At 42.2% G+C, this 13,818-nt stretch carries 11 protein-coding genes and 1 tRNA gene; 8 read left to right on the top strand and 4 right to left on the bottom strand.

Annotated features, from left to right (window positions below):
• Window positions 1-56 precede the first annotated feature (56 nt).
• The gene (locus tag H1A14_RS17530) at window positions 57-479 is read left to right on the top strand and encodes a four helix bundle protein (protein ID WP_228527846.1); all 423 of its coding nucleotides are present in this window, start codon (window positions 57-59) and stop codon (window positions 477-479) included.
• Between the two features lie 78 nt (window positions 480-557).
• Entirely contained in the window at window positions 558-1,664 is a 1,107-nt protein-coding gene (gene lpxB, locus H1A14_RS17525; RefSeq protein WP_194777592.1) for a lipid-A-disaccharide synthase, read from the top strand.
• A gap of 157 nt (window positions 1,665-1,821) precedes the next feature.
• On the opposite strand, the gene clpX is transcribed toward lpxB, so the two are convergent.
• The 4 genes from clpX to H1A14_RS17505 all read right to left on the bottom strand — a co-directional run bounded on the left by clpX (window position 1,822) and on the right by H1A14_RS17505 (window position 5,345).
• The gene (gene clpX, locus H1A14_RS17520) at window positions 1,822-3,057 is read right to left on the bottom strand and encodes an ATP-dependent Clp protease ATP-binding subunit ClpX (protein ID WP_194777591.1); all 1,236 of its coding nucleotides are present in this window, start codon (window positions 3,055-3,057) and stop codon (window positions 1,822-1,824) included.
• Window positions 3,058-3,059: 2 nt separating this feature from the next.
• Window positions 3,060-3,731, bottom strand: a complete 672-nt coding sequence (locus tag H1A14_RS17515) for a ClpP family protease (RefSeq protein WP_317174904.1) — start codon at window positions 3,729-3,731, stop codon at window positions 3,060-3,062.
• A gap of 89 nt (window positions 3,732-3,820) precedes the next feature.
• Entirely contained in the window at window positions 3,821-5,149 is a 1,329-nt protein-coding gene (locus H1A14_RS17510; protein WP_194777590.1) for a trigger factor, read from the bottom strand.
• Window positions 5,150-5,263: 114 nt separating this feature from the next.
• Window positions 5,264-5,345 (bottom strand) — tRNA-Leu (locus H1A14_RS17505).
• 168 nt (window positions 5,346-5,513) lie between these two features.
• Here H1A14_RS17505 and H1A14_RS17500 point away from each other — a divergent pair.
• From H1A14_RS17500 to H1A14_RS17475, 6 genes are all read left to right on the top strand, one after another.
• A complete protein-coding gene (locus H1A14_RS17500; protein WP_194777589.1) occupies window positions 5,514-7,733 on the top strand; it encodes a RelA/SpoT family protein in 2,220 nt (739 codons plus the stop codon).
• A 59-nt stretch (window positions 7,734-7,792) separates the two neighbouring features.
• On the top strand, window positions 7,793-8,260 hold the full coding sequence (locus H1A14_RS17495) for a Fur family transcriptional regulator (protein ID WP_194777588.1): 468 nt from the start codon (window positions 7,793-7,795) through the stop codon (window positions 8,258-8,260).
• A 103-nt stretch (window positions 8,261-8,363) separates the two neighbouring features.
• Window positions 8,364-8,708 (top strand): STAS domain-containing protein, encoded by a 345-nt coding sequence (locus H1A14_RS17490; protein ID WP_194777587.1) that lies wholly within the window; start codon window positions 8,364-8,366, stop codon window positions 8,706-8,708.
• Window positions 8,709-8,835: 127 nt separating this feature from the next.
• Entirely contained in the window at window positions 8,836-10,107 is a 1,272-nt protein-coding gene (locus H1A14_RS17485) for an adenylosuccinate synthase (RefSeq protein ID WP_194777586.1), read from the top strand.
• A 172-nt stretch (window positions 10,108-10,279) separates the two neighbouring features.
• On the top strand, window positions 10,280-12,580 hold the full coding sequence (locus H1A14_RS17480; RefSeq protein WP_194777585.1) for a PKD domain-containing protein: 2,301 nt from the start codon (window positions 10,280-10,282) through the stop codon (window positions 12,578-12,580).
• Window positions 12,577-13,605: a PorP/SprF family type IX secretion system membrane protein gene (locus H1A14_RS17475; RefSeq protein ID WP_317174903.1), complete on the top strand. Its 1,029-nt coding sequence runs from the start codon at window positions 12,577-12,579 to the stop codon at window positions 13,603-13,605. Before H1A14_RS17480 ends, H1A14_RS17475 begins: the two co-directional genes overlap by 4 nt.
• The last annotated feature ends 213 nt before the right edge of the window (window positions 13,606-13,818 follow it).

The raw sequence follows: 13,818 nt of genomic DNA, 5'->3' as shown, positions 1-13,818 counted from the left end.
TTTATTGGTTAAGAAAAGTTGATTTTTGAGTTCTGTTTTTGTATTTTGGAATTGATTTGAAAAATACTATCCATTTTTTTTCAAAATTTTTAAATATGGCTTTTGTTGGTTCGTACAAAGAATTGGATGTTTATCAATTATCCAGAAAGTTGGCAAAGAAAATATTTGAAATATCAGTGAACTTTCCGAAGCATGAAACATATTCCCTAACAGATCAAATCAGAAGGTCTTCAAGATCAATAGGGGCCCAAATTGCTGAGGCTTGGGCAAAAAGAAGGTATGAAAAGCATTTCATCAGTAAACTGACAGATGCTGATGGAGAGCAGTATGAAACACAACACTGGATTGAAATTGCATTTGATTCAAATTTGGTAACTTTGGAGGAAATGAATGCAATCTTACTTGATTGTCATTCCATAAATAGAATGCTTAACTCTATGATCAATAAATCATCGCAATTTTGTAAAAATGCCTTTTAACGTTAAACCTTTTACCTACAACCTCTAACTTCTTACCTTTTACCATGCTTTTTAACTCCACACTCTGCGGTAAAAAATATGCGATACTACCTAATATCCGGTGAAAGATCCGGAGACTTACATGCCTCTAACCTAATCCTTGCTTTAAAGAAGCTGGACCTAGAGGCTAGCTTTAGGGGAATGGGTGGGGACTATTCGCGTGAGGCGGGAATGTCTTTGGCTGCTCATTATGAGGAAGTGGCGCTGATGGGATTTTTGGAGGTATTGTTGGGATTCAATAAAGTCCTCAAATACCTCTCCTTGATCAAAAAGGACCTCAAGGAATTTCAGCCAGATGCATTGATCCTGGTGGACTATGGCGGATTCAACATGAAAATCGGGGTTTTTGCAAAAGGGGAGGGGGTTCCAGTTCATTACTACATTCCTCCCAAAGTCTGGGCTTGGAACCAAAAAAGAGCCCTCAAACTGAAAGCATTTACGGATCACCTGTATTGCATTTTACCTTTCGAGCAGCAGTTTTTCAGGGATTTCGGCTGCGAGGCCACCTTTGTGGGCAATCCCATCTTGGATGAAATAGCAAAGTTCAAAGCCCATGATTTCTTTCACCAAAAGAACCAGCTTTCTTACCAACCCATCATAGCCCTGCTTCCCGGCAGCCGAAAGCAGGAAGTGAAAAACATGCTTAGGGTCATGATTGCAGTAAAGCCCAAATTTCCCAATGGACAGTTTGTAATCGCTGCGGTGGGAAATTTGCCAAGAAGTATATACCAGCAAGCCGAAAAAGCAGGGATTAAGGTGGTTGTTGACCAGACCTATGACTTGTTGAGCCATGCCAATGTGGCCATCGTCACTTCCGGTACGGCTACCTTGGAAACAGCCTTGTTTCGTGTACCTCAGGTGGTGGTGTACCGCACGAGCGGCATCAGCTATGCCATAGCCAAAAGGCTCATTCGGGTCCCCTTTATTTCGTTGGTGAACCTGATTGCAGAAAGGGAAGTGGTGAAGGAATTGATTCAAGAGGCCTACAGTGTTGATCAGCTTACGAAGGAGCTCAACCTGATATTGGCCAATATTCAGCACAAAGCCCATATCCTGGATGGGTATACAGAGATAAAAGAGAAACTTGGAAATCAATCTGCCTCTGAAACCACCGCTAAAATGATCATTAAAAGTTTGAGAAAATGACTTGATGATTACACGACCAAAGATTGAAGTTAAGCCAATAAGGAAGTTGAGTGTTTCAAAACTTGTTCAGGGACTTATTTGAGTAAAAAGAAAAAACCGCAAAAGACTTCTCTAATGCGGTTTTTTAGTAGCCAATCTGATATCGACAATTCAGTAATCAAGCCACTTGGAGTTTTTTGAATTTGGATTTGTCAAACTGCTCCCGGGCATATTTTTCATCGATAACCAATTCTTTGATGGTGTCATCTGATGGAAGTTCATACATGGCATCGGTAATGATGGCTTCGCAGATGGATCGAAGTCCCCTGGCACCTAGGTTGAATTCCACCGCCTTGTCGACTATGTAGTCAATGCCGCTTTCCTCAAACTGCAGTTTGACCCCTTCCATATCCAGTAATTTTTGGTATTGTTTGACCAAGGCATTTCTTGGTTCTGTGAGGATACTTTTTAAGGTGGCCTTGTCCAATGGATCAAGATGGGTCAACACAGGCAATCTGCCGATCAATTCAGGGATCAATCCAAACGCTTTGAGATCCAGAGCTGTGACATATTGAAGCAGGTTGTTTCTGTCCACATGTTTGCCTTCCACGATTTTGCTGAAGCCCATCGGCTGGGTATTCAGTCTGGAGGCAATGTGTCTGGTGATCCCATCGAATGCACCGCCACAGATAAACAGGATGTTTTCGGTATTGACCGAAATCATTTTCTGGTCTGGGTGTTTTCTGCCCCCCTGTGGTGGGACATTGACGGCAGTACCCTCGAGCAGCTTTAACAAAGCTTGTTGCACGCCTTCACCACTTACATCCCTGGTGATGGATGGATTGTCTGATTTTCTAGCAATTTTATCGATTTCATCTATATAGACGATTCCTCTTTCGGCAGCTTCTACATTGTAATCCGCAGCCTGAAGCAAACGGGTAAGAATGCTTTCCACATCTTCCCCTACGTAGCCCGCCTCAGTCAACACCGTGGCATCCGCAATACAAAAAGGCACTTCAAGTACCTTTGCCAATGTTTTGGCTAGGTAGGTTTTACCGGTACCGGTATCGCCCACCATAATGATATTGGATTTTTCGATTTTGATGTCCTCATCCTCTACATTCACGCTGGTTTTTTGTAACAAGCGTTTGTAATGGTTGTATACAGCCACACTAAGTACTTTTTTGGCTTCCTGTTGTCCAATCACATAATGGTTCAGGTATTCCGTTAATTCCTTAGGTTTTTTGAGTTTGAATTTAGGCTTTTTTTGCTGTTTGTTGGTTTTCTCCTCTTCCCCTAAAATCTGATGGGCCTGTTCTATACAAAAATTGCAGATATGGGCTGAGATACCAGATACCATCAGATCCACGTCTTTCTTATTTCTCCCGCAAAAAGAGCAAGTTATTTGAGCCATTTTTATCTTTTTTTAATCAATACTTCATCAATTAAGCCATATTCTTTGGCTTCAGGGGCTTTCATCCAATAATCCCTGTCTGAATCATTTTCAATTTCTTCGAAGGTTTTTCCGCTGTGTTCGGCAAGGATTTCATAGAGTTCCTGCTTCATGGAAAGTATAAGTTTCAGAGAAATCTCCATGTCTTTGGATTGTCCCTGCATGCCGCCGGAAGGCTGATGGATCATGACTCTGGAGTGTTGTAAAGCGGACCTTTTCTCCTTAGCCCCTCCTGCCAATAACACCGCTCCCATAGAGGCAGCAATGCCGGTGCAGATAGTTGCCACATCAGGCCCTATATATTGCATGGTGTCATAAATGCCCAGTCCGGCCGTAACTGACCCACCGGGACTGTTGATGTAAAGCAACACGTCCTTTTTGGAATCTACTGATTCTAAGAAAAGCAATTGTGCAGTAATGATGTTGGCGATGTGGTCATCCACCTGGGTGCCCAGAAAAATGATCCGGTCCATGATCAATCTCGAAAACACGTCAATCTCCCGAAAATTCTGGGGACGTTCTTCGATCACTGATCGGGTCATGTTTTCGATGTGATGGGTATATTGGTCAAATGCCGTTCCGCTCACCCCTTTGTTATGGATGGCATATTTTCTGAATTCTTCTTTGTTTATCATACAATTAGCAGTCAAATTTTTATTTGTCGTTTACAAAAATAAAAAAAGCCCTTAGAAAAGGACTTTTTATTAACGATTTATTCAAATAATTAGTTTGCCAAAAGCTCACGTAACTTCTCAGAAGTGATATTCTTTTCCTCGAGCTTGATTTTTTCCTTTATTAGTGCAAGCACTTTGTCATTTTGAACAGAGGTCATCATCTGCATGTAATTCTGTCCTTCGTTGCCCTGAAGGTAATTGTTGACAAACATGTCCATATTATCCTCCATCTGCGCACCCATTCCTGAGGCAGCAAACTGTTCCCTGATCATGTCTTTTGTTTTCTCAATCACATCTTCATGACCTGGGGTAATTTTGTTTTCCTCAGCTAATTTATTGGAAATCAGAGACCATTTCAATTGCTTGGCATAGATGGGGTATTCTTTCTCCACATCATCTTCAGTCACTTTTCCCTCATTGGCCCTGATGAGCCACTCCTTAAGAAAATCGTCCGGGAGATCGATTTTTACGTTTTCAGAAACGGTCTCTTTGATTTTTTCTTCGGTGTAAACCTTGACTTCTTTGTTGTAATTTTCATTAAGTACTTCCTTCACTTTATCGATGAATTCCTCTTCTGTACTTACCTGATCCGGACCAAAGACCTTATCATAAAATTCCTGGTCAAAGGACGCATTTTCAGTCCGGTTAATATTTTGAACCGTAAAGGTGTAGTTTCCTTGGATGGTGGAAGCCTCTTCTTCTGAAATGTCCAAAACCCCAGCTAAATCATCGATGATGGCTTTAAAAGGCTCAAAAACAATGACCGCACCTTTTTTAACCCCTATAAATTTTTCTACTGCAACTTCATCAATTTTTGAAAGAGGGAGAGAAAGGGATTTCTCAAAAGAGCCGTCTTCCGATTTTAGGTCGCCATATATGAAATCGTTTTTCTCACTCACCTCCGGGTTAGTCATTTTGCCATACTGTCGGCGAAGGTTTTCAATGGTGTCATCCAGTATTTTTTGGTCAATATCCACCTTGTAATCCACCACCTTGATGTTATCGTCCAATTGGACCTGTAGGTCTTCCACAAAGCCTATTTTGTATTCGAACTCGAACTCTGTTTCTTTTTTCCAATCGATCTTGTCGGCATCTTCAACTACGGGAAGTGGCTCTCCCAAAATCTTCAGGGTTTGGTTTTTAAGGTAATCATTTAAGGAAGTCGAAAGAATCTGATTGATCTCTTCCACCATCACTGAAGTACCGTAAAGCTTTTTTACCATGGAAACGGGAGCTTTGCCAGGTCTGAAACCATTGATATTGGCTTTCTTGGCGTAGTCTTTGAGTTTAGCATCAACTTTTGGTTGATAATCTGCTTCATTTAATTTAATTTTAATTGAAGCTTGATTCGCGGCATGCTTGTCGAGTAAAATTTCCACGGGATAAATAATTTATGTTTGACAATAACTGAAAACCCTCAATCCGATCACCATTCCTTAACCCGAAGGGATTCGGGATTTGGCCTAAATGATTGGATTGAGGGTTGGATTTTGTGCGGATGGAGGGACTCGAACCCCCATGCCTCGCGGCGCTAGATCCTAAGTCTAGTGCGTCTACCAATTTCGCCACATCCGCAATTTGCAGTATTCAACTTCTTTGAATGAAGATGTCTACGCTGGATTTCCCAACGTGGATGCAAAGGTAAGAAGTAAAGTTTTATTTGCAATGTAACAGGTAAAAAAAGGGTAAAAATATTTTTGATTTGTCCCAGATTAAAAAGAGAATTGTTTTAATTTCGATTGTATGATCAAAGTAGATGTAGAAGAGGAAAGAAGGGAGATATTAAAAAGATATAGGAAGTTGTTGAGGTTGGCCAAACCGCTTTTGAAGCCTGGAGATGCCAAGATCATCAAAAAAGCCTTCAATATTTCCAGTGAGGCCCATAAAGACATGAGAAGGAAGTCAGGGGAACCTTACATCTACCATCCTTTGGAAGTGGCTTTGGTATGTGTGGAGGAAATAGGACTTGGCACTACCTCCGTGGTGGCTGCTTTGCTTCATGATGTGGTGGAGGATACCGAATGGGAATTGGAAGATATTGAGCGCGAATTTGGCGCCAAAGTAACCCAAATCATTGATGGATTGACCAAAATCTCAGGGGTATTTGAATACGGGAGCTCCCAGCAGGCCGAAAATTTTCGAAAAATGCTGCTTACCCTTTCCGATGACGTAAGGGTAATTCTCATCAAGCTGGCAGACCGGCTGAACAACATGCGTACCCTGGAAAGCATGCCCAGGCACAAACAGCTCAAAATCGCTTCCGAAACCAAATACCTCTATGCCCCCTTGGCCCACAGGCTTGGCTTGTATGCCATCAAATCCGAACTGGAAGACCTTTACCTTAAATTCACCGATACCGAATCTTATGATTTTATCGTCCAAAAGATCAATGAGACCAGGATATCCAGGAATAAGTTTATCCGGAATTTTGTAGCCCCGATCGAACAGGAATTACTCAGCCAAAATTTCAACTTTACCATCAAAGGAAGGCCAAAGTCGGTTTTTTCTATCTTCAATAAAATGAAAAAACAAAACATTCCTTTTGAGGAGGTGTATGATTTGTTTGCAATCCGGATCATCATCGAGACGGATCTTGAAAATGAAAAGGCCGACTGTTGGCAAGTGTATTCCATTGTAACCGATTTTTACAGACCCAATCCTGACCGGTTACGGGACTGGATCAGCACTCCCCGTGCCAATGGGTATGAGTCTTTGCATAGCACGGTGATGAGTCAGACAGGCCAATGGGTGGAGGTACAGATCCGGTCAGCCAGGATGGACGATATTGCGGAAAGGGGCTATGCTGCCCATTGGAAGTACAAAGACCGAGAGATAGGCTCAAGCAAAACAGGTTCTGGGCTGGATGATTGGATCACCCAAGTAAGGACCCTATTAGAATCCAATGATGGCTCTGCCATTGAGTTTATGGATGATTTCAGGAGCAATCTTTATCATGACGAAATCTTTGTGTTTACCCCAAAGGGAGAATTGAAAGTGTTGCCATTTGGTGCCACAGCGCTTGATTTTGCCTTTGAAATCCATACTGAAGTTGGGGCCAAGTGCATCGGTGCCAAGGTGAATCAAAAACTGGTTCCAATCAACCACAAATTGAAAAATGGGGATCAGGTGGAGATTTTGACCTCCAACAAGCAAAAACCTACTGAGGATTGGCTGAAATCTGTGGTGACTTCCAGGGCCAAAGCCAAAATCAAAGATGCGCTAAAGGAGGATAAAAAATATGCCATCATGGAGGGTAAGGAAATCGTTCAGCGCAAGTTGAAACAGATGAAGATGGAATTCAATTCAGTGACGGTTGAGCAGTTGAGGGCATTTTTTGAAACCAAAACCGCCAACGAATTTTATTACAAAGTGGGAAGAGGCATCATCGAGCCTACTTCCATCAAAAGTTTCAAAGACTTTAAGCAAACCAAGAAACAAAAGAGCGTTCCCCTTCAGCATGTGACTGATGAGACTACTTTTACCAAAGAAATCAAAAATCTGAAAGGACCTGACCACGATCAGTTGCTGATCGGAGAGGACATGGATGTGGTGGATTATATCTTGGCAAAATGCTGCAATCCTATCCCGGGAGATGATGTCTTCGGATTTGTTACGGTCAATGAGGGCATCAAAATCCATAGGACTTCCTGCCCAAATGCACTCGAACTGCTCTCCAACCACGGAAACCGCGTGATCAAAGCCAGGTGGACCAGTCAGAAAGAAATCGCGTTTTTGGCTGGCCTTAAGATCATCGGGACTGATCGGGTAGGATTGATCAATGACGTGACAAAGGTGATCTCCAATGACCTGAAAGTGAATATGAGGTCAATTACGGTAGATTCTGACAGTGGACTTTTCGAAGGGACCATCAAACTGTATGTCCACAGCACCCAGCATCTCGATAGCCTTATCACCAACCTTTCCAAGGTAAATGGCATATTAAAAGTCACCCGTTTTGATTAGATGCCGTAAAGATTAATTTTTTCTAAAATGTTGCGTTATATTTGTAAAAAACAAAAGGAATGGCGCTGAACGAAACGTTATTTGAAGAGGTTAAGAAAATATTCACTGCATACCTGGAAAACAAAAAGCTGAGAAAGACCCCTGAGCGCTATGCGATTCTCGAGGAAATTTACGGTAGAGGTGGACACTTTGATGTGGAATCACTGTACATCAGCATGAAAAACAAAAACTACCGGGTCAGTAGGGCTACGGTATACAATACCTTGGATCTTTTGGTGGAATGTGATTTGGTGACCAAACATCAGTTTGGCCAAAATCTGGCCCAATATGAAAAATCCTACGGCTACAAACAGCATGACCATTTGATCTGTACCGAGTGTCATAAAGTACTCGAATTTTGTGATCCCCGAATCCAAAACATCCAGAATACAGTGGGAGAAATCCTGAATTTTACGATTATCCACCATTCTTTGATTTTGTACGGAAATTGTACCAAAGAACCTTGTGAAAACCGAGTTACAACATAAAAATCGCACATGACAATATCGTTTGTCAGAAGGTTACTTATTTAACATTCGAGATTCCTCCCCACAGCTATCGGGATGACTATTTAAAACAAAACTTTAACAGATGAAAGTCAAATATACAGTCAAAAAAGAAGATGATTTCCTGATCATGACCATCAGTGGAGACCTTATAGGTGATGAGGTAGGCCCAAAGTTGGTCGAAGTCATTTCTGATGCCATCCAGGAAAACTTCAAAAAATGCATTATTGATTTATCCAATGTCAGGTACATCAGTTCCAGTGGCATCGGCGTGCTGATCACCATGCTGACAAAAATGCGGAATGTAGACGGGGAAGTTTATCTAACCTCACCTTCCGAACACGTAAAAAAATTATTGATCATTACCAAGCTCAATAATATTTTTTCAGTGTTTGGCAGTGTGGAGGAGGCGAAAGAAAATGTGGCTTAGTTGGCTTTGCCTGAATCTTTACGTTTAATGGATCTATAATAAATACCTCGTTTTCCTTGCTATTTTTTAACCTTATTCCAAACTTCACGCCTCAAAAAGTATACAAGACAATCGAAAAACAGTTATAATGAAGATGGATGTTCTTTTAGGCCTGCAGTGGGGCGACGAAGGTAAAGGTAAAATAGTAGACTTTCTAGCACCCCAATACGATGTTGTAGCCAGGTTTCAAGGAGGACCCAATGCCGGTCATACGCTCGAGTTTGATGGCATCAAGCACGTGTTGCACCAGATTCCCAGTGGAGTCTTCCGGGAAAATATCCAAAATATCATAGGTAACGGTGTGGTGTTGGATCCTGTGATTCTGAAGAAGGAGATTGATGGATTGAAGAAATTTCAGTTGGCCTTGGACAAAAACCTGTTTGTTTCCAAAAAAGCTACCATCATCATTCCCACCCATAAGTTACTGGACGCTGCTTATGAAAAATCAAAAGGAGATAAGAAAATTGGTTCTACTTTAAAGGGAATTGGACCTACCTATCAGGATAAAATCGGAAGGTTGGCCCTTAGGGTGGGGGATATTTTGAGTGCTGACTTTAGGGAAAAATATGACAATCTGGTTTCCAAACACAAGTCTATACTGGACTATTACCAATATGATTTGAGTGAATTACTTGAACTGGAAAAAGTATTTTTTGATTGTGTGGAATTTTTAAAAAGCCTAAATCTCATTGACAGCGAGTATACAATCAATGAAGCCATCGGCAAGGAGAAAAGCATATTGGCAGAAGGGGCTCAAGGTTCACTTTTGGACATTGATTTTGGGAGTTATCCTTATGTCACCAGCAGCAGCACCATGACCGCAGGCGCCTGTACAGGCCTGGGCGTGGCCCCATCCAAAATAGGGGAGGTTTTTGGGATTTTTAAAGCCTATTGTACGCGGGTTGGAAGCGGGCCTTTTCCTACTGAGTTGTTTGATGGGGATGGTGAAAGAATGCGCAAAGAAGGCAATGAATTCGGATCCACTACGGGTAGGCCCAGGAGATGCGGATGGATCGATCTTCCTGCACTGAAGTATTCCATCATGATCAATGGGGTAACCCAGTTGTACATGATGAAGGCGGATGTTTTGAACATTTTCGAAAAAATAAAAATTTGTACTCACTATGAACTCCCGGATGGTTCGACTTTAAATCATTTGGCATTCGAAATCACCGATTTGGAAGTAAAACCCATTTATAAGGAAGTGGATGGCTGGCACTGTTCGTTGGCTGGTGTAGAAAAATATGATCAATTTCCGCAGGCACTTAAAGATTATGTAGCTTTGTTGGAAGAAGCCCTGAATGTGCCCATAAAAATTGTTTCGGTAGGTCCTGACAGAAAACAAACGATTTTAAAATAGAAAACCATCAATTGAACGAAAAAGCCCAGTCAGAAATGGCTGGGCTTTTTTTGTCCCGTCAAGATATTTTTTTTGCCTATATTTAGAAGCATTATTCACCAAATACCCTTCGATTATCGATTACCTATCACGCGTCCTCCCAATAATAACCTTTCTGACTTCCTTTTTTTGGATGTCCGTTTCTCAGGCACAGGTTGGTTTTCCTTACTGCGAAAATTTCACAGGCACCACCACTGGCTCTGCGACTGTTTTGGGAGGTGATGCCCGTTTGACGGATGGGGTACTTAGACTTACCGATAACCAACAGGAGCAAAATGGGTATGTTTACATTGACATTCCTTTCTCTTCAGCATTTGGGATCAAAACCTCCTTTGAATACTTCAGTTACGGTGGGTCCGGTGCGGATGGGTTAACAGTATTCCTTTTTGATGCCGCAGTCAATAATTTCAGGCCGGGGGGATTTGGAGGTTCTTTGGGATATGCGCAACGCACCCAGACAGCAGGACTGACCGGTGCTTATATAGGAATAGGTTTTGATGAATTTGGAAATTTCGGGAATGCCTTAGAGGGGAAAAGCGGTTCTTTTCAGGGGGGAGCAAATGAACGGCATCCCAACAGTGTGGTCGTAAGAGGCCCGGGAAACGGACTGGACGGATACCCTTTTATTTCAGGTGTAAAAACCACAGAGGCGGGACCGGTTGGATTACCCCCTGCCCAGCAATTTCCAATCAGTTCTGGAGGGGTGGGAACCAATAGAGTTACCGATCCCAATGTGCCGGGATACCGACAGGTTTTCATCAATCTAGAGCCTAACCCCAATGGTCTGGGCTATTTGTTGACTGTAGAAATGTTGGTAACTACAGCACCCGGAGATCCAAGGATGGTGACCATTTTTGACAATGAGCCTTATCCTTTTGAGGCACCAGCTGACCTGAAGATCGGTTTTGCAGCCTCTACGGGGGGAGAAACCAATTTTCACGAAATCAGAAACATGGTGGTTCAGGTTTCCAATGAGGATGACCTAGAGGAGCCTGAGGGAGTAGACATCGATGATGTAGCCTCCTGTGAGGGACAGGAAAATACCTATGAAATTCTTCCAGAAGACATCTTCCTACCCAATGAAAACTCCAATATTCGTTGTATCCAATTTTATGCCTCAGAAGAGGATATTGAGGCAGAAAGCGACGACATTTGTTCCCAAGGCCAGTGCAGGGAAGAAAACCGACAGTTGGAAATACCTGAGGGAATTTTCAGGGCAGCGGCTGAAGGAGGATCTTATACCTTTTTTCCAAATTTTGGATTCACGGACGAAACAGTGAGGGTTTACTACACCATTACGGACAATTATGGTAAAACCTCTCCAGGTAATTACATCACTTTGTTGATTCAGGAATCTCCGGAACCTGTTCAGATTTTTTCTTCAGATTCTGAATCTTTTGATGAAGAACACTACCAAAGCGCATTTAGACTTTGCGAAGGTGAATTACTTCCGTTGCAAGCAGTGGGGAATGAAGATTACTTCCGATTTGAATGGTTTTTGGATAATTCGCTTATAGAGGGAGAAGCTGGTGCTGTTTTGCTGGCAAGTGAAGAAGGGTGGTATAAAGTTTTGGCCTATAATGACAAAGGCTGTCCTGCTGAATCCGGGGAAGTCGAATTGATTTATCCCTCGTTTCCAGATTTAAGGGTTGAAGAGCGCATCGTCAGTTGTGAAATAGGAGGCATTGTCGATATTCGCGAATACATTCAAGGGTACGATGAAAATTTATTTGATTATCGCTTGACTTCCCTTACTGGTACCAACTATGTCAATGACGAAATGGGAACCATTGATGAGTCAGGGCTCTACACGCTCAGCATCAAACACAAGGATTTGGAATGTTGGTCAGCAGAAACAATGATTGAGGTATTGATTCTAGAGGAAGGAATGGAACCGTTTTTTGATTTTTTGGTTCCAGAAACAGGCATAACAAATCCATCTGAAGGGGGTATTTTCGTGCAGGAATTGATCCAATTCACGGATTATACACCAGGAACACCCCTCGCCTGGCAATGGGATTTTGGAGACGGGAGCAGGAGCGAAGAGCAAAATCCTCAGCATGCCTTTCAAAATGTGGGAACCTATCAGGTACAATTGACCGTGTTGGATGACTTGGGATGCACCTTTTCATTTGAGAGCAGGGTTGAAGTAAGCCATGCCTATCGGATCATGTTTCCGGATGCCTTCACACCCAGTGGCAATGAAAACCGAACTTTCAGACCTGAGACAAAAGGATTGGTCAAGGCTGAACTTAGGATTTTCAGTCAATGGGGGGAGATGGTTTACCTTGATGAAGTCACTCAGGATGATGGATGGGATGGAAATATCAATGGATTGCCTGCACCTCCAGGAAACTATGTTTACAGGCTTGATTTTGTGGCAGTAGATGGGGAAAGCGGGTCAAAAACTGGCAAATTCTTATTGTTAAGGTGAAAAAATTAGTTTTCATATTGATCCTATTAGCTTTTTTCCAACTTCAAGGAAAGGCACAGGATGTGCAATATTCTCAATTCTATGCTGCTCCATTGTATTTAAATCCCGCATTTGCCGGTTCGACCGAACTTACCAGGGTAGGGGTGAATTACCGGAACCAATGGCCAGGTCTGGATCACTCTTTCAATGCTTATTCAGCTTATATAGATCACTATATCATGGATTACAACAGTGGTGTAGGTCTGATTGTAAATGGCAGCAGAGAAAGTTTGGCCAATATTTCCAATATGGAGGTAGGGCTTATCTACAGCTATCGGTTACAACTTTCTGACAATCAATTCCTGAGGTTTGGAGGCCAATTGAGCTATGTGACCAGAGATGCAGCATTTGAAGAATTGGTTTTCGGCAATCAGATAGATATTGATAGAGGACAGATTGTAGGCAGCACGCCCATCCTTCCGGGACTTGATAGTAGGCAGCGTTTCTTTGATGTGCATTTTGGCATGTTGTGGAACTCAGAAAAATTTTGGTTGGGGGCATCAGGGCATCACTTGACTTCACCACAGATTGCTTTTTTTGATGATGAGGCCAATAACCTTGCTACCAAATATTCTGTACATGGCGGGGTGAAATGGGACCTTCTCAGCGGTAAGATCAATGATTTTTTCAATAATACTCAGCAACATAGGCAGCTCGCGCTTGCATTCAACTACAAGCAACAGGATCCTTTCAATCAATTGGACATAGGTACGCAATTGTTTCTCGAGCCTTTGATTTTGGGCTTGTGGTATCGGGGTTTGCCCACCAAAAATAATTTACCCAATAGCGAATCCGTGATTGCACTTGTTGGATTTTCATTGCCTGATGGCTTAGACATTGGCTATAGTTTTGATTTTACCACGAGTAAATTGGGATTAAGAAATTCGGGCGGAGCCCACGAGATCTCTTTGCGATACAGTTTTTTTTATGGAGATCCCAGCCAAAGAAACAGAAAACGTTCCATTTTACCTTGTTTCAAATTTTGAAAGGTTATTCCTTAAGCTAGCCTAACTTTCTAGAATTCAGCCATCAAGTTGATGCATTTCCACAAAAAGTTCTAGAAGCTTAAAATTCTTCAAAATAAATTATAATTACCCTTTGCAAGTCGGCAAAAAGTGTTGACCTTTGCAGACCCAAAAGAGGGGGTCGGAGGTGTTCCGGGGGTATTCCCGAAACTTTTCCGGAGAAATTGTTTTGCA

The sequence above is a fragment of the Pararhodonellum marinum genome (assembly GCF_015354735.1).
In the GTDB taxonomy this organism is placed as follows: domain Bacteria; phylum Bacteroidota; class Bacteroidia; order Cytophagales; family Cyclobacteriaceae; genus Pararhodonellum; species Pararhodonellum marinum.
Note: the sequence above shows the minus strand (reverse complement) of the source record. Positions and strands in the feature narration are given on the sequence as shown.

Excerpts from the sequence above, each read along its gene's own strand:
- lpxB (WP_194777592.1), top strand. The coding sequence starts at position 558 with ATGCGATACTACCTAATATCCGGTGAAAGATCCGGAGACTTACATGCC.
- clpX (WP_194777591.1), bottom strand. The coding sequence starts at position 3,057 with ATGGCTCAAATAACTTGCTCTTTTTGCGGGAGAAATAAGAAAGACGTG.
- H1A14_RS17515 (WP_317174904.1), bottom strand. The coding sequence starts at position 3,731 with ATGATAAACAAAGAAGAATTCAGAAAATATGCCATCCATAACAAAGGG.
- H1A14_RS17500 (WP_194777589.1), top strand. The coding sequence starts at position 5,514 with ATGATCAAAGTAGATGTAGAAGAGGAAAGAAGGGAGATATTAAAAAGA.
- H1A14_RS17495 (WP_194777588.1), top strand. The coding sequence starts at position 7,793 with ATGGCGCTGAACGAAACGTTATTTGAAGAGGTTAAGAAAATATTCACT.
- H1A14_RS17490 (WP_194777587.1), top strand. The coding sequence starts at position 8,364 with ATGAAAGTCAAATATACAGTCAAAAAAGAAGATGATTTCCTGATCATG.
- H1A14_RS17485 (WP_194777586.1), top strand. The coding sequence starts at position 8,836 with ATGAAGATGGATGTTCTTTTAGGCCTGCAGTGGGGCGACGAAGGTAAA.
- H1A14_RS17480 (WP_194777585.1), top strand. The coding sequence starts at position 10,280 with ATGTCCGTTTCTCAGGCACAGGTTGGTTTTCCTTACTGCGAAAATTTC.